General features: G+C 72.7%; 19 protein-coding genes. 8 read left to right on the forward strand and 11 right to left on the reverse strand.

Going from position 1 to position 24088, the window contains the following annotated elements; translation table 11 throughout:
* Positions 1-15: 15 nt before the first annotated feature.
* The 5 genes from dacB to VIG76_RS12490 all read left to right on the forward strand — a co-directional run bounded on the left by dacB (position 16) and on the right by VIG76_RS12490 (position 5923).
* Positions 16-1437, forward strand: a complete 1422-nt coding sequence (gene dacB, locus VIG76_RS12470; RefSeq protein WP_331954616.1) for a D-alanyl-D-alanine carboxypeptidase/D-alanyl-D-alanine endopeptidase — start codon at positions 16-18, stop codon at positions 1435-1437.
* A 22-nt stretch (positions 1438-1459) separates the two neighbouring features.
* Positions 1460-2038, forward strand: coding sequence for an isochorismatase family protein (locus VIG76_RS12475; protein WP_331954618.1), 579 nt, complete (start codon positions 1460-1462; stop codon positions 2036-2038).
* A gap of 113 nt (positions 2039-2151) precedes the next feature.
* Complete coding sequence (locus VIG76_RS12480) at positions 2152-3624, forward strand: NAD-dependent succinate-semialdehyde dehydrogenase (protein ID WP_331954620.1); 1473 nt, start codon at positions 2152-2154, stop codon at positions 3622-3624.
* Positions 3625-3635: 11 nt separating this feature from the next.
* On the forward strand, positions 3636-4619 hold the full coding sequence (locus tag VIG76_RS12485; RefSeq protein WP_331954622.1) for an aldo/keto reductase: 984 nt from the start codon (positions 3636-3638) through the stop codon (positions 4617-4619).
* Entirely contained in the window at positions 4616-5923 is a 1308-nt protein-coding gene (locus VIG76_RS12490; RefSeq protein ID WP_331954624.1) for an L-fuconate dehydratase, read from the forward strand. The genes VIG76_RS12485 and VIG76_RS12490 overlap by 4 nt, the downstream gene beginning before the upstream one ends.
* A 108-nt stretch (positions 5924-6031) precedes the next feature.
* Here the strand turns inward: VIG76_RS12490 and VIG76_RS12495 are convergent, their stop codons facing one another.
* The 4 genes from VIG76_RS12495 to VIG76_RS12510 all read right to left on the reverse strand — a co-directional run bounded on the left by VIG76_RS12495 (position 6032) and on the right by VIG76_RS12510 (position 11974).
* A complete protein-coding gene (locus tag VIG76_RS12495) occupies positions 6032-6958 on the reverse strand; it encodes an endonuclease domain-containing protein (RefSeq protein WP_331954626.1) in 927 nt (308 codons plus the stop codon).
* Positions 6959-7189: 231 nt separating this feature from the next.
* On the reverse strand, positions 7190-9010 hold the full coding sequence (locus VIG76_RS12500) for an ABC transporter ATP-binding protein (RefSeq protein WP_331954628.1): 1821 nt from the start codon (positions 9008-9010) through the stop codon (positions 7190-7192).
* Between the two features lie 157 nt (positions 9011-9167).
* Positions 9168-10139 (reverse strand): acyl-CoA thioesterase, encoded by a 972-nt coding sequence (locus VIG76_RS12505; protein ID WP_331954630.1) that lies wholly within the window; start codon positions 10137-10139, stop codon positions 9168-9170.
* Positions 10136-11974 (reverse strand): phosphoenolpyruvate carboxykinase (GTP), encoded by a 1839-nt coding sequence (locus VIG76_RS12510; RefSeq protein WP_331954632.1) that lies wholly within the window; start codon positions 11972-11974, stop codon positions 10136-10138. The genes VIG76_RS12505 and VIG76_RS12510 overlap by 4 nt, the downstream gene beginning before the upstream one ends.
* Before the next feature lie 109 nt (positions 11975-12083).
* Between VIG76_RS12510 and VIG76_RS12515 the strand changes: the two genes are divergently transcribed.
* Positions 12084-13508 carry a helix-turn-helix domain-containing protein gene (locus VIG76_RS12515; protein ID WP_331954634.1) on the forward strand — a complete coding sequence of 475 codons (1425 nt, stop codon included), beginning with the start codon at positions 12084-12086 and terminating at the stop codon, positions 13506-13508.
* 130 nt (positions 13509-13638) lie between these two features.
* On the opposite strand, the gene VIG76_RS15160 is transcribed toward VIG76_RS12515, so the two are convergent.
* Positions 13639-13806 carry a DUF4287 domain-containing protein gene (locus VIG76_RS15160; RefSeq protein WP_473964781.1) on the reverse strand — a complete coding sequence of 56 codons (168 nt, stop codon included), beginning with the start codon at positions 13804-13806 and terminating at the stop codon, positions 13639-13641.
* An 80-nt stretch (positions 13807-13886) separates the two neighbouring features.
* Positions 13887-14351: a hypothetical protein gene (locus VIG76_RS12520; RefSeq protein ID WP_331954636.1), complete on the reverse strand. Its 465-nt coding sequence runs from the start codon at positions 14349-14351 to the stop codon at positions 13887-13889.
* A gap of 267 nt (positions 14352-14618) precedes the next feature.
* Between VIG76_RS12520 and VIG76_RS12525 the strand changes: the two genes are divergently transcribed.
* Positions 14619-15788: an FUSC family protein gene (locus VIG76_RS12525; protein WP_331954638.1), complete on the forward strand. Its 1170-nt coding sequence runs from the start codon at positions 14619-14621 to the stop codon at positions 15786-15788.
* 3 nt (positions 15789-15791) lie between these two features.
* Here the strand turns inward: VIG76_RS12525 and VIG76_RS12530 are convergent, their stop codons facing one another.
* On the reverse strand, positions 15792-18680 hold the full coding sequence (locus tag VIG76_RS12530) for an aminotransferase (RefSeq protein WP_331954640.1): 2889 nt from the start codon (positions 18678-18680) through the stop codon (positions 15792-15794).
* Between the two features lie 219 nt (positions 18681-18899).
* Here VIG76_RS12530 and VIG76_RS12535 point away from each other — a divergent pair, with 219 nt between their 5' ends.
* Positions 18900-19184, forward strand: coding sequence for a GlsB/YeaQ/YmgE family stress response membrane protein (locus tag VIG76_RS12535; protein WP_331954642.1), 285 nt, complete (start codon positions 18900-18902; stop codon positions 19182-19184).
* A 183-nt stretch (positions 19185-19367) separates the two neighbouring features.
* Here VIG76_RS12535 and htpX read toward each other — a convergent pair whose 3' ends face one another.
* The 4 genes from htpX to VIG76_RS12555 form a co-directional block, all read right to left on the reverse strand.
* A complete protein-coding gene (gene htpX, locus VIG76_RS12540) occupies positions 19368-20225 on the reverse strand; it encodes a zinc metalloprotease HtpX (protein WP_331954644.1) in 858 nt (285 codons plus the stop codon).
* Between the two features lie 126 nt (positions 20226-20351).
* The gene (locus VIG76_RS12545; protein WP_331954646.1) at positions 20352-21590 is read right to left on the reverse strand and encodes an alpha-hydroxy acid oxidase; all 1239 of its coding nucleotides are present in this window, start codon (positions 21588-21590) and stop codon (positions 20352-20354) included.
* Positions 21591-21594: 4 nt separating this feature from the next.
* Positions 21595-23040, reverse strand: a complete 1446-nt coding sequence (locus VIG76_RS12550; protein WP_331954648.1) for a rhamnulokinase — start codon at positions 23038-23040, stop codon at positions 21595-21597.
* A gap of 133 nt (positions 23041-23173) precedes the next feature.
* Positions 23174-24088: SDR family oxidoreductase (locus tag VIG76_RS12555; RefSeq protein WP_331954650.1), on the reverse strand; the 915-nt coding region annotated here is incomplete at its 5' end.

Genomic DNA, 24088 nt, shown 5'->3' on the forward strand with positions numbered 1-24088 from the left:
GCCTACACTGACGCGATGCGACGGCGGACGACCAGAGCGATGATCGGCGGTGCGGCGGCGGCCGCCGTGGTCGCCGGATGCTGGGGCGCCGCGCATGCGCTCGGCGCCCCGCAGCCGTCCTCGAGCATCGCCGCCCGTCCCGCGGCGGACGTCGTCACGAGCACGCCGGCCATGCCCGTGCCCACCCCGACGTCGACCGTGACGCCCACCCCGACGCCGAAACCGACGGTGCACGCCGTCGCCCGCACCTGCTCCATCGCCGCCGCCGCGCGGGATCCGCGGCTGCTCGCGTTCCAGGGCGCGGTGCTGAACGCGCGCACCGGCCAGCAGCTCTTTGGCCGCGGCGCGACGAAGGCCTCCCGAACGGCCAGCGTGCTGAAGGTGCTGACCACCGCAGCGGCGCTGCACGTACTCGGCCCCGACTACCGCCTCACCACGAAGGTCGTCGCCGGGAAGGCCCCCGGCGAGATCGTGCTCGTCGGTGGCGGCGACGTCACCCTGTCCCGCACGCCTGCGGGCAGCACGCCCTACTACTCGGGCGCCCCGCACCTCGCGACGCTCGCCGCCCAGGTGAAGGCGGCCTGGGCCAAGGATCCGGCCCACAGGGGACAGCGGATCACCCGCATCGTGCTCGACTCGTCGTACTTCGGCGGCCCGTCATGGCAGCCGTCGTGGGACGTGGCGGAGCGCATCCAGGGCACCACCCCGAAGATGACCGCCCTCATGGTCGACGGGGACCGCGACAACGCCTACGCCACCGTCTCGCACCGCAGCACCGACCCGGTCGGCCGGGCGGGCAGCGCCTTCGCTTCGTACTTCGGCTCGGTGAGCGTGACGCGCGGCGTCGCGCCGTCCGGCGCGAAGGTGCTCGGCGCCGTGCACTCCCAGCCGGTCTCGACGCTCGTGAAGCAGACCCTGATCGTCTCCGACAACACGCTCGCCGAGGCGCTCGCCCGAGTGACCGCCATCGTCTCCGGCGCCGGCAACACCTTCTCCGCCGAGCAGCAGGGCACGGTCGGCGCCCTGCAGTACTACGGAGTCGACACCACGGGCATCCGCGTCGTCGACGGGTCCGGGCTCAGCAACGACAACGCCGTGCCGCCCGACTACCTCACGAAGCTGTTCGTGAAGGTGCTGCACCGCGACGGCGCCCTCGGTGCGCTCTACGACGGGCTGCCGATCGCCGGCCGCACCGGCTCGCTCAGCTACTCCGACCGCTTCCAGGGCGCGGCGGCCCGCGCGGACGGCCAGGTGCACGCGAAGACCGGCTGGATCGACACCGGCTACACGCTCGCCGGCATCATCCACGCGAAGGACGGCACCCCGCTCACCTTCGCGTTCTACGCCCTCGGCCACATCAGCGAGGGCACGAAGTACGCGCTCGACGGGCTGACCGCGGATGCGTGGGAGTGCGGCGCGAAGCTCTCGAACGGCTGATCGGCCTTCCTAGGATGGCGGCATGGCCCGCGCCCTCCTCGTGATCGACGTGCAGAACGACTTCACCGAGGGCGGGGCGCTCGGCGTCGACGGCGGCGCGGCGGTCGCCGCGGGCATCAGCGCGCACCTCGCCCGGCACCGCGGCGACTACGACCTGGTCGTCGCGTCCCGCGACTGGCACGACGGCGACAACGACAACGGCGGCCACTTCGCGGCCGGCGAGCCCGACTTCGTCGGCACCTGGCCGGTGCACTGCGTCGCCGGCACCCCGGGCGCCGACTACCACCCGGACCTCGCGACGGAGGCGATCGACGCCCACGTGCGCAAGGGCCAGGGGCGCCCCGCCTACTCGGCGTTCGAGGGCGTGCTCGAGGCCGGCGAGCCGCTCGCCGCGCTGCTCGCTGAGCGCGGGATCACCGACATCGACGTCGCCGGGATCGCCACCGACTACTGCGTGCGCGCCTCCGCGCTCGACGCGGCCGCGACCGGCGCCCGCGTCCGCGTGCTCACCGACCTCGTCGCCGGCGTCGCTCCCGCCTCCAGCGCAGCCGCGCTCGAGGAGCTGCGCGCCGCCGGGGTGGAGACCGTCCCCGCCGACTGAGCCTCGGGGGAGGCGGTCATCCGCCCGGTTCTAGGATCGACGCGGACGTTCGACCCGCTCCTCCGATCGTCGATCGGGGATGCTGCGGCTCGACGGCGAGCGAGGAGGCACCGATGACGGCAGCGGACGAGGCGAAGGTCCTGGCGGCGACGCCCACCCGGTTGCTGATCGGCGGCGTCTGGCAGGACGCGGCCGAGGGCCGCAAGTTCGACGTGCTCGATCCCTCGACCGGCTCGACCCTCGTCGCCGTGGCGGATGCGGGACCCGAGGACGGCATCCGCGCGATCGACGCCGCGGCGGCGGCGCAGGACGCCTGGGCCGCGACCGCGCCGCGCAAGCGGAGCGACATCCTGCGCCACGCCTGGGAGGCCGTGCAGGAGCGCCGCGACGACATCGCGCTGCTCATGACGCTCGAGATGGGCAAGCCGATCGCCGAGTCGCTCGGCGAGGTCACCTACGGCTCCGAGTTCCTCCGCTGGTTCTCGGAGGAGGCCGTGCGGATCACCGGCCGCTACGGCGTGAACCCCGAGGGCACCGGCCGCACGATCGTGTCCCAGCATCCGGTCGGCCCCTGCTACCTGATCACCCCCTGGAACTTCCCGCTGGCGATGGCGACGAGGAAGATCGCGCCGGCCCTCGCCGCCGGCTGCACCGTCGTGATCAAGCCCGCGGAGCTGACGCCGCTCACGACGCTCTACGTCGCGCAGCTGTTCCAGGAGGCCGGGCTGCCGGACGGCGTGCTGAACGTCGTGCCGACGACGAAGGCCGGCGCGCTCACCGAGCCGATCCTGAACGACCGTCGCCTCCGCAAGCTGAGCTTCACCGGCTCGACGGCGGTGGGCGTGAAGCTGCTCCAGCAGGCGGCGGTCAACGTGCTGCGCACCTCGATGGAGCTCGGCGGCAACGCGCCGTTCGTCGTGTTCGAGGACGCCGACATCGACGCCGCGGTCGAGGGGGCGATGCTCGCGAAGTTCCGCAACATCGGGCAGGCGTGCACGGCGTCCAACCGGTTCCTCGTGCAGGAGTCGGTCGCCGACGAGTTCGCCGAGAAGCTCACCGCCCGCGTCTCGGCGCTGCCGATCGGCCGCGGCACGGACGACGGCGTCCGCATCGGGCCGCTCATCAACGAGGCCGCGGTGAAGAAGGCCGAGGACCTCGTGCAGGACGCCGTGAACCGCGGCGCCGACGTGCGCATCGGCGGCGGCCCGATCGACCGGCCGGGCACCTTCTACTCGCCGACCGTGCTGGACCGGGTCCCCGCCGACAGCGAGATCCTGCGGACCGAGATCTTCGGGCCGGTCGTCGGCATCGCCCGATTCGCCACCGAGGACGACGCGGTGCGGCTCGCGAACAACACCGAGTACGGCCTCGTGTCCTACGTCTACACGAAGGACCTCGCGCGCGGGCAGCGGATGATCGAGCGGCTCGAGACCGGGATGATGGGCCTGAACGCGGGTGTCATCTCGAACGCATCCGCCCCGTTCGGCGGCGTGAAGCAGTCGGGGATCGGCCGCGAGGGCGGCTTCGAGGGCATCCACGAGTACCTCTCCACGAAGTACACGATGACGCCGTCCCCGTTCGCCTGATCGTGGCGACGATGGATGCGCGGGCCACGCGGACCGGCCTCGCCCTGACCGAGCTGGGGTTCGGCACCGCGCCGATCGCCGGGATGCAGTCGCTCGTGTCGGAGGAGCAGGCCGCCGCGACGCTCGACGCGGCCTGGGACGCCGGCTTCCGCTACTTCGACACCGCGCCGCACTACGGACTCGGCCTCGCCGAACGGCGCCTCGGAGCCGCGCTCGCCAGGCGCCCCCGGGACGAGGTCGTGGTCTCCACGAAGGTCGGCCGCCTCCTGGTGCCGAACCCGGGTGGCGAGCACCGGCTCGACGACGACGGCTTCGCGGTGCCGGCCGTCGTGCGGCGGCAGTTCGACTTCAGCCGCGACGGCGTGCTCCGCTCGCTCGAGGAGAGCCTCGAGCGGCTCGGACTCGACCGCGTCGACATCGTCTACCTGCACGACCCCGACGAGCACTGGGAAGCCGCATCCACGACCGGCATCGACACCCTCGTCGAGCTGCGCGACCAGGGCGTCGTGACGGCGATCGGCGTCGGGATGAACCAGTCGGCGATGCTCACCGAGTTCGTCCGGCGCACCGACATCGACCTCGTGCTCGTCGCAGGCCGGTACACGCTGCTCGAGCAGGGCGCGCTCGACGACCTGCTCCCGGCGGCTGCCGAGCGCGGCGTCGACGTCGTCGCCGGAGCGATCTACAACTCAGGGCTGCTCAGCCGGGCGCGACCGGCGGACGACGCGACCTACGACTACGCGCCTGCGCCCGCCGAGGTCCGCGGCCGCGTGACGCGGCTGGCGGAGGCGTGCGAGGCCCACGGCGTCGCGCTCCCCGAGGCCGCGGTGCGCTTCCCGCTGCGGAACCCCCAGGTCGTCTCGGCCCTGGTCGGTCTGCGGAGCCCGGGTGAGGTGGCGGAGGCCGTTCGTCGGGCGGCCGTCCCGGTGCCCGACGACCTCTGGGGCGACCTCGCCGAGGCGGGGCTGCTCGACCCGCGGGAGGTCCGGCGATGACGCGGATCACCGGGATCCGCACCCGCGACGTCCGGTTCCCGACCTCGCTGTCGCAGGACGGCTCGGACGCGATGAACAAGGACGCCGACTACTCGGCCGCCTACGTGGTGCTCGAGACGGACGAGCCGGGTCTCGCCGGGTACGGGTTCACGTTCACGATCGGGCGCGGCAACGACCTCTGCTGCGCGGCCGCGGAGCAGCGCGCCGCACCACTGCTCGGCCGCGACGTGGACGAGCTGGTCGGCGACCTCGGCCGGACCTACCGGGAGCTCGCATCCGACAGCCAGCTGCGGTGGCTCGGGCCCGAGAAGGGCGTCGTGCACCTCGCGATGGCTGCGGTGATGAACGCCGTCTGGGACCTCGCCGCGCGACGGGCAGGCAAGCCGCTCTGGCGGCTGCTCGTCGACATGACGCCCGAGCAGCTCGCGGACGCCGCCGACCTGAAGTACCTCTCCGATGTGCTGACCCGCGACGAGGCGGTCGCGATGCTCGCCGAGCTCGCCCCGACCCGCGAGCAGCGCGTGGCCGAGCTCGAGGCGGCGGGCGGCTACCCCTGCTACACGACGAGCGCCGGATGGCTCGGCTACAGCGACGACAAGCTGCGGCATCTGCTCCGCGAGGCGGTGGACGCGGGCTACCGGCACGTGAAGCTGAAGGTCGGCGCGGACCTCGAGGACGACGTGCGGCGCCTCACCATCGCGCGGGAGGAGATCGGCTGGGACACCGACCTCATGATCGACGCGAACCAGGTGTGGGACGTTCCCGAGGCGATCGCCTGGATGGAGCACCTCGCCCCGTTCAAGCCGCTCTGGATCGAGGAGCCCACCAGCCCCGACGACGTGCTCGGGCACGCCGCCATCCGCCGCGCCGTCGCGCCGGTCGGCGTCGCCACCGGCGAGCACGGCATGAACCGGGTGCTCTTCAAGCAGCTGTTCCAGGCCGAGGCGATCGACTTCTGCCAACTCGACTCCGCCAGGCTCGCGAGCGTGAACGAGATCCTCGCCGTCTACCTGATGGCGAAGCGGTTCGGGGTCCCGGTCTGCCCGCACGCGGGGGGAGTCGGGCTCTGCGAGCTCGTGCAGCACCTGTCGATCTTCGACTTCGTCGCCGTGTCGGGCTCGCTCGAGCACCGTGTCACCGAGTACGTCGACCACCTGCACGAGCACTTCACCGACCCGTGCGTCGTGGTCGACGGCCGATACCTGCTGCCCTCAGCGCCCGGCTACAGCGCCCGCATGCACGAGGGGTCCGTCGCCCGCTTCACCTACCCCGACGGCGAGTACTGGGCCACCGCCCGCCCCTGACCGACCGCCCGCCCGCCCCGAATCGCGCCGTTCCGGAGTTCTTGCGCGACACGCCGTCGCTGAGCGCTCCGGCCCGGCGTGTCGTGCGATTTCTCCGGAACGGCGCGATCATCGGGCGAGCGCGAGAGGGCGTCCCTCCGCGAGCACCCGCCGGATGACGTCGAGTACCCAAGGCCAGCGGTTCACCACCTGGTCGTAGGTGAACCGGAGCACCCGGTGGCCGAACCAGGCCATGAGCGCGTCCCGCTCTCGGTCCGAGCGGAACGCCTCCGCGCCGCTGTGCTGCTTGCCGTCGATCTCGAGCACGAGCCAGCCGTCAACCACGAAGTCGGCGCGGTACTCGCTGGTCACCGGGACCTGGGTGCGGAAGGAAAGCCCTGCTGCGTGGAGCCCGAGCCGGGCGATCGTCTCGGCCGGGCTCTCGCAGGCCGCGTCTGCCAGGTCGACGGCGGAGCGCAGGTGCCGGGGGAGGGCATCCCGAAGCAGCGCGACGTGGGACGGAGGCAGAAGCGGCTCGGCGCGGCCCCGTGAGGAGATCGCCGAGTCGATCGCCGCGGTCAGCCAGGCAGCGGGCACGCAGGTCGCCATCTGCAGAAGCGCATCGGCGGGGTCGACGACGAACCCGAACGGCGCCCGCAGCCGCCCTTCCCAATGCCAGCGGACGCCCTCCTCGTCGCCCGCGAACGCACGCGAGAGCGGATCATCGCTGCGTCGCTGGCGCGTGGCGTGCTCATGGAGGCTGACGTGCAGTCCGACCTCCTGGCGGTCCGGCGTCACGATCCCGAGGTGCGCTGCCGCGTTGACACATCCGAGCAGGCCGCCGACGCGCACCGCACGGAACGCGTCCGGCGGCATGGACCGGGCCGCGTACCAGCCGATCCTCGGCCGCAGCAGCAGCCCCCGGTCCAGGAGATACGCCACCTCGTGCCGGTGGAACCCGGACTCGAGCAGCACGCGGAGCGGGACCAGGCCGCCGTGGCGCCGCAGCACGGCGTCGAGGTGGCGCGGGTCGGGAGCAGGTCGACGGGGAGCCATGGCCCGGAAGGATGCAGCACCGGATGCGACCGGTCCGGGGCGTCTGTCGAAATCCTGCCCCCTGCTGGCCGAGGGTGCCCTGGGGAGGAGAGGACGCCGCGACGGCTCGCCGCCACCCCCCTCCGTCGCGCGGTTACGGAGAAACCGCGCGACACGCCGCCTCCCGCGCGCGATCAGCGGCGTGTCCCTCGAAGACTCCGGAACGGCGCGATCTGGGGGGACGTACCCGGGTCAGACCAGGAGCTGGCTCGCCGCGAGCTCGCGGTAGAGCGGCGATGAGTCGACCAGCTCCTCATGTCGGCCGCGCGCGACCGTGCGGCCGTTGTCGACGACCACGATCTGGTCGGCGTCGACGACGGTCGAGAGCCGGTGCGCGATCACGATGACCGTGCGGCCCACCGAGGCGGTCTGCAGCGACTCCCGCAGCAGCTGCTCGTTGCGACCGTCGAGGTTCGAGGTCGACTCGTCGAGCAGCAGCACCGGGGCGTCCGCGAGCAGCGCCCGGGCGATCGCCAGCCGCTGCCGCTCGCCGCCGGAGAGCAGCACGCCCTCCTCGCCGACGGGCGCGTCGAGGCCCTGCGGATGCCGCAGCACGGCCGACCGCAGGTTCACCGCGTCGAGCGCGGCGAGGCAGTCGGCCTCGGTCGCGAGCGGCGCCGCGAGCACGAGGTTCTCCCGGATGGTGCCGGCGAGGGCCGGTGCGTCCTGCTCGACGTAGCCGAACTGGCCGCGCAGCACCTCGCGGGGGAGGCGGCGGATGTCCACGCCGCCGAGCCGCACCGCGCCGGCGTCCACGTCGTAGAAGCGCTCGAGGAGTGCCAGCATCGTGCTCTTGCCCGCACCGGACGGGCCGACGAGGGCGGTGCGGGTGCCGCGGGGCACCGAGAAGGTCACGTCGTGCAGCACGTCGATGCGGGTGCCGTCCTCACCCGTGTAGGCGAAGGACACCCCCTCGAACGCGACGGCGGGGGCGTCGGGTGCGGCGGTCGCGTTCGCGGGCCCCGTGAGGGTCGTATCCGCGGGGTCCGTCGCCGTCTCGGACGGCAGGTCGAGCACCTCGGTGATGCGGCCGAGCGCGCCCAGCGCCGACGCCACGGAGCTGGCGGCGCCGAACGCCTGGCCGAGCGGCATGACGAGCAGGAACAGGAAGAAGAGGAACGCCGACAGGCTCGCGATCGTGGTGGTCCCGGCGGCGACCTGGTAGCCGCCGACCCCGATCACGACGAGGAAGGCGAGGTTCAGCGTGAGGCTCGCGACCGGGACGACGGGCGCCGAGGCCCTCGCGACCCCGATCCCCGCGGTCCAGGCGTCCTTCGCGACCCCGACGACGGCCTCGGTCTCGCGTTCCGTCGCCCCGGAGGCGCGGATGGTCCGCACCGCCCCGATCGACCGCTCCACCTCGGCGGTCAGCCTGCCGACCGCGTCCTGCTGCCGCCTGCTGGCGCTGCGGATCCGCCGGGCGAGGCCGCCGACGACGAGGATCGCGAACAGGATGATCAGCACGGTCAGCCCGAGCAGCAGCGGATCGAAGAAGAGCATGCCGATCAGCGCGCCGATGAAGGTGACCACGCCGCCCGCCGCGTCGACGAGCCCCTGCGTGAGCACCGCGTAGAGCAGGGTGGTGTCGGTGCCGATCCGGGAGACCAGGTCGCCCGTGCGGCGCTTGTCGAAGTCGGCGACCGGCAGCCGCAGCAGGTGCCGGACGAGGCGCTGCCGCGCGGTCAGCACCACGGAGGTGCCGGTGCGCTGCAGGAGGTAGTGCTGGATCCCGTTCGTCACGGCGGCAAGCAGGACGACGGCGGCCATGATCGCGATGAGGTCGCCGAGCGGCTCGGAGTGCTGCACCCGCTGCACGACCTGCTGCAGCAGCAGCGGCTGCGCCAGTGACGCGAGGGCGCCGACGACGCTGATGGCGATCACGACGCCGAGCACGAAGCGGTGCTCGTAGAGGTAGGGGAGCAGGTCCTTCACCCGCCCCCTCGGCCCCTCCTCCGCGCGAGGGCGGCCGAATCGGCGGGTCGTAGGGGGGGCTGTGGAGGTGGTGGAGGTCATCGCTCGTTCATCGTCGTCCGTACCGCTGCTGCACCGGCCGACGGGTCTCGCGACGCCGCGTCGCCGGATCACCGCTGAGGCGTCCTCCGTCTCCGGCACATCGACGGTAGTTCACGATCGGTGACCGTCCGCGCAGAGCCGGGCATCCGGCCACGGGTCAGAGCTCGTCGTCGCCGATCGCCTCGAGCTCGGCGCGCATGGCGACGAGGGCGCGGGCGTGCCGGTCGAGCCGCAGGTCCTCCTCGCTGACGAGGGGGATCGGCGCGACCGGGCCGGCGGCCCCGTCCGCGTCGGGGCACACCGCGATGGTCATGCACTGCGTCGTGAGCGCCGCCTCACCGCCGGTCACCGGTGCCGACCGCACGTGGGTGGCGACGTGGAGGCTGTGCGGGCCGGTGGAGATCACCCGCGACTCGACCTCGACGAGCGCGCCGATCGCGATCGGCCGGTGGAAGTGGATGCCGCCCGCGTAGACCCCGACCGTGGGCCGGCGCGTCCAGCCCGTCGCGCACGCCTGCGCCGCCTCGTCGATCCAGCGCATGACGGTGCCGCCGTGCACCGATCCGCCCCAGTTCACGTCGGACGGCTGGGCGAGGAACCGCAGCAGCAGCCGCGGCCCGGTCCCGGCGTCGGTGTACGACTCCGCCTCCATCGCCGCCCGGATGCGGGCCCGCGCGGCGATCCGCTGTCGGCCCCGCTCGATGAGGTCCAGCTCGGCGACGGTGCCCGGCGTCCACTGGGGCACCGGCGTCGGCGTCCGTTGGGCGTCGACGGCGACGAAGACGAGCAGGCATCGCGTCGCCCTGGACCACCGGCCGACGGTCGGATCCGCCGTGCTCACGGTGACGAGCACCTGCATGCTGGTCCGGCCGGTCGAGATGATCCGCGCCTCCGCCGCCACGAGGTCGCCGACGCGGATCGGGCGGCCGAAGTGCACGTCGCCGACGTACGCGGTCACGCAGTACGAGCCGCTCCAGGCCGCCGCGCAGGCGAAGCCCGCACGGTCGATCCACTCCAGGACGTGGCCGGCACGGATCGACCTGCCGTCCACGCCGGCCTCGGCCGGCAGCGCGAGGAAGCGGAGCACCGACCTGCCGCGCTCGGTGCCGACCGCGGCGGCGAGGCTCATGCGTACGAGCCGAGCCGCCAGCGCAGCTGGTGCAGCCGGCGGGCGAGCACGCGGGGCACCCGGTCGCCGAAGCGCGCGAAGAGCCGGGCGATCTCGTCGCACTCGTGCCGCCAGCCGGCGGCGTCCACGGTGAGCAGCTCACGCACGTCCGCGTCCGGCAGCTCGAGCCCCGCGAGGTCGAGGTCATGCCGGTAGGGCAGCAGCCCGATGGGGGAGGCGACCGCGTCGACCTCGTGCTCGAGGCGCGCCACGATCCAGTCCAGCACGCGGATGTTGTCGCCGAAGCCGGGCCACAGCCAGTGGCCGTCGTCGCCCTTCCGGAACCAGTTCACCCGGAAGACGCGCGGCGCCTTCGCGCCGAGCCGCTCGCCGATCCGCAGCCAGTGCGCCCAGTGGTCCGCCATGTCGTAGCCGAGGAAGGGCAGCATCGCGAACGGGTCGAAGCGCAGCTCTCCGACCGGCCCCTCGGCGGCGGCGGTCTGCTCGCTCGCGATCGTGGCGCCGAGGAAGACGCCGTCGGCCCAGTCGGCGGCCTCGGTGACGAGCGGCACGTTGTGGGCGCGGCGGCCGCCGAAGACGATCGCGTCGATCGGCACGCCGTCGGGGGAGTCCCAGTCGTCGGCGAGCACGGGGCAGCGCTCCGCGGCGACGGTGAAGCGGGCGTTCGGATGCGCGGCGGGGGTGCCCGACGCCGGCGACCAGGGCTCGCCCCGCCAGTCGATCAGGCCCTCCGGAGGCGTCTTCGACATCCCCTCCCACCAGACGTCCCCGTCCGGGGTGAGGGCGACGTTCGTGAAGATGGTGTCGCCCGCGACCGTCGCCATGGCGGCCGGGTTCGTGCTCACGCCGGTGCCGGGCGCGACGCCGAAGAAGCCCGCCTCCGGGTTGATCGCCCGGAGCCGGCCGTCGGGCCCCTGCCGCAGCCAGGCGATGTCGTCGCCGAGGGTCTCGACACGCCAGCCCGGGCGCTTCGGCCGCATCATCGCGAAGTTGGTCTTGCCGCACGCCGACGGGAAGGCCGCGGCGACGTGGTACGCGCGGCCCGCCGGCGAGGTGAGCTTGATGAGGAGCATGTGCTCGGCCAGCCACCCCTCGTCGCGCGCCATCACCGAGGCGATCCGCAGCGCGAAGCACTTCTTCGCCAGCAGGGCGTTGCCGCCGTAGCCCGAGCCGTAGGACCAGATCTCCCGCGTCTCCGGGAAGTGGGCGATGATCTTCACCGGGTTCGACGGCCAGGCCACATCCGGGACACGGTTCCCGTCGCCGTCGACGAGCGGCATCCCCACCGAGTGCACCGCCGGGACCCACTGCGTGAAGCCGTCGATCTCGGCAAGGGCGACCTCACCCATCCGCGTCATGAGCCGCATCGACAGGACGGCGTAGGGGGAGTCGGTGAGCTGCACGCCGACCCGGGAGATCGCGCCGCCCACCGGGCCCATGGAGAACGGCAGCACGTACATCGTGCGGCCGCGCATCGCGCCGGCGAACCGCTCGGTGAGCTCGAACCGCATGGCGTCCGGGTCGCGCCAGTTGTTGGTGGGGCCGGCGTCCTCCGCCGTCCGCGAGCAGATGAAGGTGCGGTCCTCCAGGCGGGCGACGTCGCCCTCGTCGCTGCGGGCGAGGTAGCTGTTCGGCCGCAGCGCCGGGTTCAGCCGGATGAGGGAGCCGTCGGAGACCATCCGGGTGGCGAGCAGCTCGGCCTCGGCCTCGCTGCCGTCGCACCACACCACCGCGTCCGGACGGGTGAGGGCGGCGATGCCGTCGACCCAGTCCTCGAGCGCCTCGCGGCCTTGGAAGACCATGCCGGGAGCGACTGGAGCGGACAGTGCGGACATGGCGCCTCCTGAGCAAGATGTCGTCGGTTTCCACTCTTGCGCCTGGACGCCGGGTCCTGCAGGGTTTACCCCGGAGAAGATCGTGCGATCTTTCCCGAAGGAGAAGATCGTGGATGCACTGCTCGTCGGCCGGCAGATCCGCGCCAGGCGCCGCGCCGCCGGGCTGACGCTCGACGACCTCGGGGCGAAGGCCGGGGTCGCGCCGAGCCGGCTGTCCCTGTTCGAGAACGGCCGCCGGGAGCCGCGGCTGTCACAGCTCGCGGCCATCGCGTCGGCGCTCGGCGCGGAGTTGCCCGCCCTGCTCGCGGACGAGGCCCCCGACGAGCGCACGGCCCTCGAGGTGGAGCTCGACCGCTTCCAGCGCGCGCCGCTCTACGAGTCGCTCGGCCTGCCCGCGGTCCCGGCCACCCGCACCCTGCCGCAGGACGCGCTCGAGGCCCTGGTCGGCCTGCACCGGGAGCTCCGCCGCCGCGCCGAACGGGCGATCGCGACGCCCGAGGAGGCCCGCCGGGCGAACACCGCGCTGCGGCTCGCCAGCCGGGCGCGCAACAACCACATCCCGGAGATCGAGGCGGCGGCGCAGAGCCTGCTCGCCGTCGTCGGCCACGAGCGCGGCGCGCTGACGCATCGGTCGGTGGGCTTGATGGCGAAGCACCTGGGGTTCGACATCATCCACGTGAACGACCTGCCGCACTCGACCCGCTCGGTCACCGACCTCGAGAACGGCCGGATCTACCTCCCGCCCGCGTCGATCCCCGGCGGCCACGGGCTCCGCGCGCTCGCCCTGCAGGCGATGGGGCACCGCGTGCTCGGCCACCGGGAGCCCCGCGACTACGCCGAGTTCCTCGAGCAGCGGCTCGAGATCAACGCGTTCGCGGCCGCCTGCCTCATGCCGGAGCCCGCGAGCGTCGAGTTCCTCGCCGACGCGAAGCAGCGCCGCGACCTCGCAGTGGAGGACTTCCGCGACGCGTTCGGCGTCACCCACGAGGCGGCGGCACTCCGGCTCACCAACCTCGCGACCGTGCACCTCGACCTGCGGATGCACTTCCTCCGCGTCGGCGGCGACGGCGCGATCTACAAGGCCTACGAGAACGACGACCTGCCGCTGCCCGCCGACGTCGACGGCTCCGTCGAGGGCCGGCTCGTGCACCCCTCATGGGCGGCGCGCGCGGCCTTCGAGCGCACCAACCGCACGACCGAGTTCACCCAGTACACCGACACCCCGGCCGGCACCTTCTGGTGCGCCACGCAGACCGGCACGTCGGCGACCGAGGAGTTCTCGATCACCATCGGGGTGCGGTTCGCGGATGCGAAGTGGTTCCGCGGGCGCGAGACGACCGAGCGCGCGGATGCCCGGATCGCGGGGGCGCACCGCGATGGCCGCGACGCGGAGCTGGCCGCGCAGTGGCGGGGCAAGGCGTGGCCGAGCGCGAAGCTGCACGCCCACGTGCTCTCGCCGCTGCCGACCGGCACCTTCCCCGGCGTCGACGACGCCGAGGTCCACCGATTCCTCGAGTCGCACGCGGGCCGGTAGCCCGCGATGCCGGCTCTCACTGCGCGATCGACGGAGTTCTCGCGCCGAAGGGCCCTGGATCGGCTTGCCCTGTTCTGCAGATGCCGATCTCTCCGTCGTTCGCGCAACCACGGAGTCGAATCATCTCGGGTCAGGAGCTCGACGGCGCCACGTCGCCCGCCGGCGTCCAGCCGACGAGTACGTTCGCGTGGCCGTGTCCCATGCCGTGTTCCGACTTGAGCCGGTTCACGATCTCCACGTGTTCGGGCATACGGGCTTTACGCGATGACCTGCTGCCATTCCGCGATCGAGCGTCCATACTTCATCTCGATCGAGGGGAAGTACGAGGCCGGACCATCGTTGGGCCACTCGTGTGCCAGGACTCTTGCTTCTCGTTCGTCACCACTGACCAGGACCATCACCTTCGAGGAACCACCTGCTGTCCTGTTCGACCATGGTGATCGCCTGTCCTGAGCCGAGACGGCACGTCGCTTTCGTCGTTGTTCGACTGAGGAGTTCTGTGCATCCCCGGAACCTCGAGTAAGCCGCAAGGCTGTCGTGCGCGCTCATCGTGAGCAGGGCTTGTGCCGAACCTGCTCCTATCAGAGCCGCGATGAAGATCGTGAGCGCTACGAGTACGTAGCGACGACGGGCGAATGCAAGCCGCCAGACCACATCGGTGATCACCATCAGCAGGATGAAGCCGGCGATGAAGAGATGGGTGTCTGTCGCAGAGACCGAGCCGATGCTGAGGTCTTGAAGGAGTTCCCAGAGGAAGATGAGCGCCAGGCCGACATACAGCAGTTGTGCGATCCAGGTCTCCCTGGTCACCCGTGAGCCACGCGGTCGTGCCTCCTCGACCATGTTCGAAGAATACGCCGAATATGGATGCTGGTTCTGGCTTCGTCGGGGACAGGAGGCAGAACAGGGAGCGGCAGCGGGGGTGCGGTGGGGGTGACGCCCACTGCGCAATCGACGAGGTTTCCGCGCTCAAGGGCCCTGGATCGGCTTGCGCAGGTCTGTGGATGTCGATTTCTCCGTCGTTCGTGCAGGAGGTCGCCGGCCCGCGCCGGGCCGGGCCGGCCCGGTGACGCCGGTCCGCCTGGGAGGACCTGCGCGCTAGCCTTCGGCATGGCCGGGTTCGGGTCGGGGGTGTTCGGGCTGCGCCGGCTCCTGCTGCTCGTGTGGCCGTCGTCGCCGACCTCGTGGCGCGAGGTGCCCTCGCTGCTCCGGCCTCAGGCGGTGCAGATCACGCGCCTCACGGCCGCCGCGGTCGTGGCCTACGTCGCCGCCGAGCTCGTCGCGCCGGGGACCTTGGACCTCACGGCCCCGCTCACGGCGCTCCTCGTCGTGCAGGCGTCGACCGTCGGCACCCTGCAGATGGGGATCGTGCGGGTCGGTGCGGTGCTCACCGGCGTCGTGGTGGCGATCGGGGTGTCCACCTGGATCGGGCTGACGTGGTGGAGCCTCGCGCTCGCGATCGTGGTGTCGCTCTCGCTGGCGAAGCTGCTGCGACTGGGGGAGCAGTCCCTCGAGACGCCGATCAGCGCGATGCTCATCCTCGCGGTCTCCGCGCACGACCAGGCGGCCCAGGTGCGCATCGTGAACACACTCATCGGCACGGCGGTGGGGATCCTGTTCAGCGTCGTGGTGCCCGTCGCCATCCCGAACCGCACTGCAGCCGACGCCGTGCGCCGGGTCGCGCGCTCGCAGGCGGCGCTGCTCGACGAGGTGGCGTCCACGCTCGGCGACCGGCCGCCCGTGCCCGAGGAGATCGAGGCGTGGGGGGCCTGGGCCGAGCACATCGGGACGGAGGTCGTGGAGGCGTCCCTCGCGATCCGGGCGGTCGAGGAGTCGCGGCGCCTGAATCCGCGGGCGTTCGCCGCCGCCCGGCTCGACCCGCTGCTGCGGACGGCGCTCGCGCGGCTGGACCGCTGCCTCGCCGCCGAGCGCGCCCTGCTCGTGGTGCTCGGCGCACCCCAGCCGGGCGCGGTCGGGGCTTCAGGGCCGAGCGCGGGCGACGTGCGCCGCGCCTTCGCGGTGCTGCTCGACGACATCGCCGGCGCCCTGCGCACCTACGGCGACGCGGCAGGCGCCGCCGACCGGCGTCCGCGCGACCGCGAGGCGGCGCTGGCCCGCACCGTCGAGACGGTGCGGGAGACCAACGCCGTGCTCACCGAGCTGCGGTTGCTCGACGTCGACCCGCGCGACCGGCCCGACCTCTGGATGCTGCACGGCTCGGTCCTCGCCGCGGTGGAGCACATGCTGGCGCAGCTCGACGCGGCCCGCGACGAGGCGTGAGCGTCACCAGCCGTCGCGGAGCACCGCATCGAGCGCGTCGACGAACCGGTCGGCGCTCGCCTCCCCGATGCAGAGCGGCGGCTTCACCTTGAGCACGTTCTGCCGGTCGCCCGTGGGCTGCACGACGACGCCGAGCTCGAGCATCCGGTCGCAGATCAGCCCCGCCTCGGCCGTCGCCGGCTCGAGCGTCTCGCGGTCGCGCACGAGCTCGACGCCCTGGTACAACCCGCGACCGTGCAGGGCGCCGATCATCGGATGCCGTGCCTGCATCCGCTCGAGGCGCTCGCGCAGCCGAGCCCCGATGCGCTGGGCGTGCTCCTGCAGCCCCTCGTCGTGGAGCACCGCGAGCACCTCGACCCCGATCCGGGCTGAGAGCGTGCTGCCGCCGGCGGAGGAGAAGAACGAGCCCTGCGCCGCGAGCGCATCCGCGATCTCCCGCCGTGTGATCACCGCGCCCAGCGGATGACCGTTCCCCATCGCCTTCGCGACCGTGATGACGTCGGGCAGCACGCCCTCGTGCTGCTGGTAGCCCCAGAACACGTCGCCCTGGCGGCCGTAGCCGACCTGCACCTCGTCGTCGATCCACACGCCGCCGTGGCGGCGGACCGCGGCGGACACCGCGGCGAGGTAGCCGGGTGGCACCTCGATGGCCCCGGCGTTGCCGTTGCGCGGCTCGGCGATGAAGGCACCGAGGGGCGTGCCTGCGGCCGCGAGCCGGTCGATCTCCATGACGGCGTCCGCCGCGTAGCGGGCGCCGGCGTCCTCACCGCGGTGGCGGCCCCGATAGGCGTTCGGCGCGTCGACGACGTGCACCCACTCCGGCCGCGTCTCGCCGGCGAGCGGGTTGTCCGAGAGCGCCGTCGACACCGCATCCGAGGCGACGGTCCAGCCGTGGTACGACTCCTGGACGCAGAGCACATCCGGCCGCCCGGTGAACGCGCGGGCGAGACGGAGGGCCAGGTCGACGGCCTCGCTGCCGCTGTTCACGAGCAGCACCGTGTCGAACGGCGCAGGCACCGTCGCGAGCAGCCGCTCGCTCAGGTCGCCCACCGCACCGTAGGAGAACCTCGAGTTCGTGTTCAGCATCGACCACTGATCCGCCGCGGCCGCCGCGATGCGCGGATGGCCGTGGCCGAGCGCGGTGACGTTGTTGACCATGTCGACGAGGTGCCGGCCGTCGGTGTCGATGAGGAACTCGCGCCAGCCTCGCTCGATGCGGGGCGGATCCGCGTAGTAGTGCGACTGCAGCGTCGAGTAGCTGCCCTCCCGGCGGCGCAGCACGCTCGCCCGGGTCTCCTCCTGCGGGGCGGCGGTGATGCCGAGCAACGTGGACGGGTCCGGGCATCGGATCGTCCAGGCCGCCGCCTCGTCGGCGGGGACGTACCGCGGCGGATCCGCGACGAGTCCCTCGCGAGCGACGAGCTGCAGCCAGGCCGTCCCGTCGACCGTGCCGAGCGCATCCCCTGCGGCCACCTCGCGCTCCGCCGAGCCGTCGACGCCGTCGATCCGCAGCTCCAGGCGCTCGCCGACGAGCCGGAGGCCGCCTTCGACGGGCGTGATCCGGCCCGGGAACGGCGCCGTCAGGGCCTGCGGCGAGGCGACCCGCAGCTCGATCCCGAGGGCGACGTCGTGCGGGGCCGTCGCGGAGGGCGCGTGCGACCGCGTGAGGCGTGCCTCGCCGTAGCGGGTCGCGGCCGCTCCGGCGCGTGCGGCGGCAGCCGCGAGCACGCGGACCTCGGTGCCCCGCGGTTCGGCGAGCCAGTCGCCGTCCCGCAGGGCGCGGCTCGACCAGCCGAGGTCGACGACCGCAGGCACGGCCGGCAGCAGCGGCCGCCCGGCGGGCACGGGCTCGGACTCGACCGGGCGGCCGAGCCGCCGGCGGATCGCGGCGGTCGCGACGCGGGTGTCGAACGCGGCGGGCACCGCGAACATCCGCCACTCCCGCTCCCTGGCGCTGTCCGCGTAGTCGTTCTCCGGATCGATGACGACCTGCTGCTCGCCGGACACGACGAGGGTCGCGCCGCGCAGCACGAGCAGCGGCCAGATCGCGGCGATCTCGTCGTCGGTGAGCGGCACGCGCTCGTCGAACGCGGCGATCAGCGGCAGCACGGCGAGCGGGGACCCCGGCCGGTGGTGGAAGACGGCGCTGCAGCTCACGGCGAGCTCCGCGACCCGCCAGCCGACGGCGACGTCCCCGAAGTCGATCACCCCGGTGATCCGCGGGCGCCCGTCGGGGCCGGGCTCGGTCACGACGTTGTCGTCGGTGAGGTCGCCGTGCACGACCTGCAGCGGCAGCAGCTCGCGGAGCGGTGCCAGGGCCGCCCCCGCCGCGGCGGTCGCGGCATCGATCAGGGTTCGCCGTTCGGCGGGCACGAAGTCGCGCAGCTCGGCGACGACGTCCTCCGCATGCCGCAGGTCCCACTGGAGGCGCCGCTCGAAGCCGGCGCCGGCGAGCGGGGCGAGGGCCTCGGACACGCGCCCGGCGACGGCGCCGAGCTCGGCGCGCACCGCATCGGCGAGGTAGGGCCGGTCGATCAGCGGCGCGCCCTCGACGAAGGAGAGCAGCCGGACGATGTGGCGCCGCCCGTCGAGCTCGACCTCGGCCTGCTCCCGGCCGTCCAGCGTGGGCACCGGGGTTGGGCACGCGATGCCGTGCGCGGCGACGGCGCGCATCGCGGCGTTCTGCGCGGCCGTCTCCTCGGGCAGGAACGCGGGGTTGCCGATCTTCAGCAGGAACCGCCCGCGCGGCCCGTCGAGCAGCACGTTCCTGTCCTGCTGGCTGCCGAGCTCGGTCGCCTCGCCGGTCACGCCGAAGAGCCGAGCCGCGAGCTCCCGAGCGGCGTCGAGGGTCACCTGCGGCCGGGGGAGGCCGCCGAAGCCGGGATCCGTCACGCCTCCAGCCTGGCGTATGCCGTGCCGGGGATGTGTGCATCGCTGCTGCAGCGGGGCGGCGATGTCGATGCGCGGGAGTGGGCGTTCGCTGGGAGCATTCCGCAAACACACTGGGTGAACAGTATGCGGGTGCGCGTTTGGTGGTCGAGTATGGGCGGCCGTTCGAACAGGGACGGTTGCCTCGCACGGGACATCGTGCGCGACACAAGGAGAACTCTCATGGCCTGGCTCGGCTCCATCATCCTGCTCATCATCGTGGGCCTCATCGCCGGCTTCATCGCACGAGCCATCGTGCCCGGACGGCAGCACATGAGCATCGGAGCGACGATCCTCCTCGGGATCATCGGTTCGTTCGTCGGGGGCTTCCTCGGCTACCTCCTCTTCCACGCCGACCCGAACGGCGGCCTCCTGCAGCCCTCCGGCATCCTCGGCTCGATCATCGGCTCGATCATCGTGCTGCTGATCTGGATCGCCGTGAAGCGCCGCAGCGGCGCCCGCGCCTGACCCCACCCACACGAGGCGCGGCCTCCTGCTCTCCGTGCGGAGCGCAGGAGGCCGCGCTCATGTGCGGCTGGTGCCCCTGCTCGCGCGGATCCGGAGTTCTCGCGCGACGCGCCGCCCGGATCGCACTCCAGACGGCGTGTCGCCCCGTTTCTCCGGAACGGCGCGATGTGCGAGGGACGGCGATCAGCGCCGGGGAGCCGCCATCGCCGTCAGCCGGGCGATGCGCTCGCGCATCGGCGGGTGCGTGGAGAAGAGCGTGCCGACGTCCTGCGCCCGGAACGGGTTCGCGATCATCAGGTGGCTCGTGCTCTGCAGCTGCGGCTCGGGGGAGAGCGGGTACCGCTGCGTGCCGGCGTCGAGCTTGCGGAGCGCGGACGCGAGGGCGAGCGGATCCCCGGTGAGGGTCGCGCCGTCCTCGTCGGCGTCGTACTCGCGGGTGCGGCTGATCGCCAGCTGCACGACGCTCGCCGCGATCGGCCCGAGGATCAGCATCAGGATGCCGCCGCCGCGGTTGTCGCGACCGTTGCCCCCGAACAGCATCGCGCCGTAGGCCAGGTAGGTGATCACGGAGCTGAGCGCCGCTGCCAGCGACGAGGTGAGGATGTCGCGGTTGTAGACGTGCATGAGCTCGTGCCCGAGCACGCCGCGGAGCTCGCGCTCGTCCAGCAGCTGCAGGATCCCCTCGGTGCAGCACACCGCGGCGTGCTGCGGGTTGCGGCCGGTGGCGAAGGCGTTCGGAGCGAGGGTGGGCGACACGTACAGGGCGGGCATCGGCTGGTCCGCGCGTGCCGAGAGCTCGCGGACGATCCGGTACATCGCCGGCTGCTCCGCCTCGGTGACGGGGCGGGCGCGCATCGCGCGGATGGCGACCGAGGCGCTGAACCAGTAGGAGAAGAGGTTGACCGCGAGGGCGATCACGAGGCCGATCGTGAGGGCCCCGAGGCTGCGGCCGAACAGGAGGTAGCTCGCGCCGAGCACGACGGCGCCGAGGAGCCCGAAGAGCGCCGCGGTCTTCAGGCCGTTGTGGTGCCGGTGGGGCATGGCGTTCCTTCCGGGGCGCGGGATGCGCCCGCGTCCAGTTCAACAAGCGTCGGCGTTCCCCGCTTCCTCCGCCACGTATGAAGCGCCCAAGAGGTCCCCGAGCACGCCGCAGCGCGCTCGGGGGCGCTAGGCGCGGGCGCGCGGGACCAGGCGTTCGAGCTGCGTGACGTGCCGGGGTTCGAGCTCCTCGAGGGAGTGGGCGCCGAGGAGCTTCATCGTGCGGATGATCTGGTCGGCGAGGATCGCGATGGTGCGGTCGACGCCGGCGCGGCCGCCGGCCATGAGGCCGTAGAGGTAGGCGCGGCCGACGAGGGTGAAGGTCGCGCCGAGGGCGATGGAGGCGACGATGTCGGCACCGTTCATGATGCCGGTGTCGACGAGCACGTCGAGGTCGCCGCCGACCTCGCGGACCACGTCGGGCAGCAGGTGGAAGGGGATGGGAGCGCGGTCGAGCTGCCGGCCGCCGTGGTTCGAGAGCACGATGCCGTCGACGCCGAAGTCGGCGAACCGCTTGGCGTCCTCGAGGCTCTGCACGCCCTTGATCGCGAGCTTGCCCGGCCAGAGGTCCCGGATGACCTTGAGGTCCTCGAAGCTGATCGTGGGGTCCATCGCGAGGTCGAGCAGGTCGCCGACGGTGCCGCCGGTGGCGGTGAGGGACGCGAACTCGAGCTTCGGGGTGGTGAGGAAGTCGATCCACCACCACGGCCGCGGCGCCGCGTCGAGCAGGGTGCGGAGCGTGAGCTGGGGCGGGATGGAGAACCCGTTGCGCTTGTCGCGCAAGCGCGCGCCGGCGACCGGGGTGTCGACGGTGAAGAAGAGGGTCTCGTAGCCGGCCGCCGCGGCGCGCTCGACGAGGGCGTAGGAGATGTCCCGCTGCCGCATGACGTAGAGCTGGAACCAGTTCCGGCCGCCCGGGTTCGCCTCCTTCACATGCTCGATCGAGGTGGTGCCGAGCGTCGAGAGGGTGAACGGGATGCCGGCGGCGTTCGCGGCGCCCGCCCCGGCGGTCTCGCCCTCGGTCTGCATGAGCCGCGTGAACCCGGTCGGGGCGATGCCGAACGGCAGCTTCGATTCGGCGCCGAAGACGGTGGCGGTGGTGTCGACGTGCTCGACGTCGCGGAGCACCTCGGGGTGGAACTCGACGTCCTCGAACGCCTGCCGGGCGCGGGCGATCGAGATCTCCGACTCCGCGGATCCGTCCGTGTAGTCGAACGCCGCCGTCGGGGTGCGCCGCTTCGCGATCCGGCGCAGATCCTCGATCGTCAGCGCCGACTCGAGCCGAGCCCGCTTGCGGTCCAGCTGGGGGCGCTTGAACTGCAGGTACTCGAACACGTCGGTCGGCTTCGGAAGCTGTCGCTGCACCATCGGGTCAGTCCTTTCCGCCGGAACGGGCGTGCGCGGGGTAGGAGCGGAGGGGGAAGGAGGAGGCGACCACGCGGCGGAGCGCCTCGAGGTCGCCTCGGACGATGCCGTGGGTGCGCGCCTGGACGAGCAGGTTCCCGATCGCGGTCGCTTCGACGGGGCCGGCGACGACGGGGATGCCGCAGGCCTCGGCCGTCAGGCGGCAGAGCAGCTCGTTCTGCGCGCCGCCGCCGACGAGGTGGAGCGTGCGGATGGCGCGGCCGGTGAGCCGCTCGATGTCCCGCACCGCCTCGGCGTACGCGTTCGCGAGGCTCTGCAGCACGCTGCGGACGAGCTCGGCGGGCGTTGCCGGTGCCCGCACGCCCTGCTCGGCGAGCAGGGTGGCGATACGGCCGGGCATGTCGCCGGGCGGCAGCAGCCGCGGGTCGTTCGTATCGAACACGGGCACATCCGCCGGCACGTCCGCGGCCTGCCGCAGCAGGTGCTCCAGATCCGGCTGCTCGCCGGCCTTCGCCCACGAGCGGATCGACTCGGACAGCAGCCAGAGGCCCATCACGTTCTTCAGGAAGCGGATGCGGCCGTCGACGCCGCCCTCGTTCGTGAAGCCGGCGCGGCGCGCCTCCTCGGTGAGCACCGGCGAAGACAGCTCGGTGCCGACGAGTGACCACGTGCCGCAGGAGATGTAGGCGGCGTCGTCCCCGGTCGACGGCACCCCGACGACGGCCGATGCGGTGTCGTGCGAGCCGACCGTCGTGAACGGGAACTCGTGCCGGATCCCGAACTCCTCGCGCATCATCGGCGACACGGGGCCGAGCACGGTGCCGGGTTCGACGATCGGCGGCAGGAGGTCGAAGCGCAGGCCGAGGCGGGAGAGCAGCTCGGTGTCCCAGGTGTCGCCGCCGGCCGGCACGAGGCCCGTCGTCGAGGCGTTCGTCCGCTCGGCGACCTGTGCGCCTGTCGCCCACCAACCGATCAGGTCCGGGATGAGCAGCAGGCCGTCGGCGAACTCGAGCGCGCCGGAGGCGGCCGATGCCGCGAGCTGGAACACCGTGTTGAAGGGGAGGTGCTGCAGTCCGTTGCGCCGGAAGAGCTCCTCCGGGCCGATCTCGGTGTGCACCGCCCGCACCCCGATCGCCGTGCGGCCGTCGCGGTAGTGGTACGGGTTGCCGATCATCCGGTTCCCGAGCAGCAGGGCGTAGTCGACCGCCCAGGCGTCGACGGCCGCCCCGACCAGCTCGGGCTCCTCGCGGGAGGCGGTGCCGAGGCCGTTCATCGCGGCGGAGTAGAGGGCGAGGACGTCCCAGTGCAGGCCGTCGGGGAGCCGCACGGGGGTGTTCGGGAAGCGCGCGACGGTGCGGAGTCGCAGCTCCCCGTCACCGACCGACCCGAGGATGACCCGCCCGCTCGTCGCGCCGAGGTCGATCGCGGCGACGGCCTTCATGTACCCAGTCATGGGCCCAGCCTCCTCCGTCGCGCGGTACCCGTGGGGTGGCGCTGGGCATACAGCCCCTTCCTGGCTGGGGAGGTGCATGCGCACCGCGCGTGGCCACCGGTGCCGCGCGACGCGATGCGGGCGACCGGATCCGTCATCGCAGGAACGCCGCCGCGACGCCCGCGTCGACGGGGATGTGCAGGCCCGTCGTGTGGCTGAGGTCGGGTCCGGTGAGCACCGCGACCGCGTTCGCGACGTTCTCCGGCAGCACCTCGCGCTTCAGGATGGTGCGCTGCGCGTAGAACCTGCCGAGGTCCTCCTCCGGGATGCCGTAGGTCTTGGCCCGGTTGGCGCCCCAGCCGGAGGCGAAGATGCCGGAGCCGCGCACGACGCCGTCGGGGTTGATGCCGTTCACCTTCACACCGTGCTCCCCGAGCTCGACGGCGAGCAAGCGCACCTGGTGGGCCTGGTCGGCCTTGGTGGCGGAGTAGGCGATGTTGTTCGGGCCGGCGAAGACGGAGTTCTTGCTCGAGATGTAGATCACGTCGCCGCCCATGCCCTGGTCGATGAGCACGCGGGCGGCGGCCTTCGAGACGAGGAAGGAGCCCTTCGCCATGACGTCGTGCTGCAGGTCCCAGTCCGCGACGGTGGTCTCGAGCAGCGGCTTGGACAGCGACAGGCCCGCGTTGTTCACGACGAGGTCGAGGCCGCCGAACGCGAGCACCGTCGCGTCGATCGCCGCCTGCACCTGTGCCTCGTCGGTGACGTTCGCGGCGACGCCGATGGCCACGTCCGTGTTCCCGAGCTCGCCCGCGGCGGCCTGGGCCTTCTCGAGGTCGAGGTCGGCGATGACGACGCAGGCGCCTTCGGCGGCGAGCCGGGTGGCGATGGCCTTGCCGATGCCGCTCGCGGCGCCGGTGACGAGGGCGATGCGGGTCGCGTGCGACTTCGGCTTCGGCAGCCGCTGCAGCTTCGCCTCCTCGAGCGCCCAGTACTCGATCCGGAACTTCTCCGCCTCGTCGATCGGTGCGTAGCGGGAGACGGCCTCGGCACCGCGCATCACGTTGAT

The sequence above is a fragment of the Amnibacterium sp. genome, assembly GCF_036559085.1.
Lineage (GTDB): Bacteria > Actinomycetota > Actinomycetes > Actinomycetales > Microbacteriaceae > Amnibacterium.

Excerpts from the sequence above, each read along its gene's own strand:
- dacB (WP_331954616.1), top strand. The coding sequence starts at position 16 with ATGCGACGGCGGACGACCAGAGCGATGATCGGCGGTGCGGCGGCGGCC.
- VIG76_RS12475 (WP_331954618.1), top strand. The coding sequence starts at position 1,460 with ATGGCCCGCGCCCTCCTCGTGATCGACGTGCAGAACGACTTCACCGAG.
- VIG76_RS12480 (WP_331954620.1), top strand. The coding sequence starts at position 2,152 with ATGACGGCAGCGGACGAGGCGAAGGTCCTGGCGGCGACGCCCACCCGG.
- VIG76_RS12485 (WP_331954622.1), top strand. The coding sequence starts at position 3,636 with ATGGATGCGCGGGCCACGCGGACCGGCCTCGCCCTGACCGAGCTGGGG.
- VIG76_RS12490 (WP_331954624.1), top strand. The coding sequence starts at position 4,616 with ATGACGCGGATCACCGGGATCCGCACCCGCGACGTCCGGTTCCCGACC.
- VIG76_RS12495 (WP_331954626.1), bottom strand. The coding sequence starts at position 6,958 with ATGGCTCCCCGTCGACCTGCTCCCGACCCGCGCCACCTCGACGCCGTG.
- VIG76_RS12500 (WP_331954628.1), bottom strand. The coding sequence starts at position 9,010 with ATGACCTCCACCACCTCCACAGCCCCCCCTACGACCCGCCGATTCGGC.
- VIG76_RS12505 (WP_331954630.1), bottom strand. The coding sequence starts at position 10,139 with ATGAGCCTCGCCGCCGCGGTCGGCACCGAGCGCGGCAGGTCGGTGCTC.
- VIG76_RS12510 (WP_331954632.1), bottom strand. The coding sequence starts at position 11,974 with ATGTCCGCACTGTCCGCTCCAGTCGCTCCCGGCATGGTCTTCCAAGGC.
- VIG76_RS15160 (WP_473964781.1), bottom strand. The coding sequence starts at position 13,806 with ATGGACGCTCGATCGCGGAATGGCAGCAGGTCATCGCGTAAAGCCCGT.
- VIG76_RS12520 (WP_331954636.1), bottom strand. The coding sequence starts at position 14,351 with ATGGTCGAGGAGGCACGACCGCGTGGCTCACGGGTGACCAGGGAGACC.
- VIG76_RS12525 (WP_331954638.1), top strand. The coding sequence starts at position 14,619 with ATGGCCGGGTTCGGGTCGGGGGTGTTCGGGCTGCGCCGGCTCCTGCTG.
- VIG76_RS12535 (WP_331954642.1), top strand. The coding sequence starts at position 18,900 with ATGGCCTGGCTCGGCTCCATCATCCTGCTCATCATCGTGGGCCTCATC.
- htpX (WP_331954644.1), bottom strand. The coding sequence starts at position 20,225 with ATGCCCCACCGGCACCACAACGGCCTGAAGACCGCGGCGCTCTTCGGG.
- VIG76_RS12545 (WP_331954646.1), bottom strand. The coding sequence starts at position 21,590 with ATGGTGCAGCGACAGCTTCCGAAGCCGACCGACGTGTTCGAGTACCTG.
- VIG76_RS12550 (WP_331954648.1), bottom strand. The coding sequence starts at position 23,040 with ATGACTGGGTACATGAAGGCCGTCGCCGCGATCGACCTCGGCGCGACG.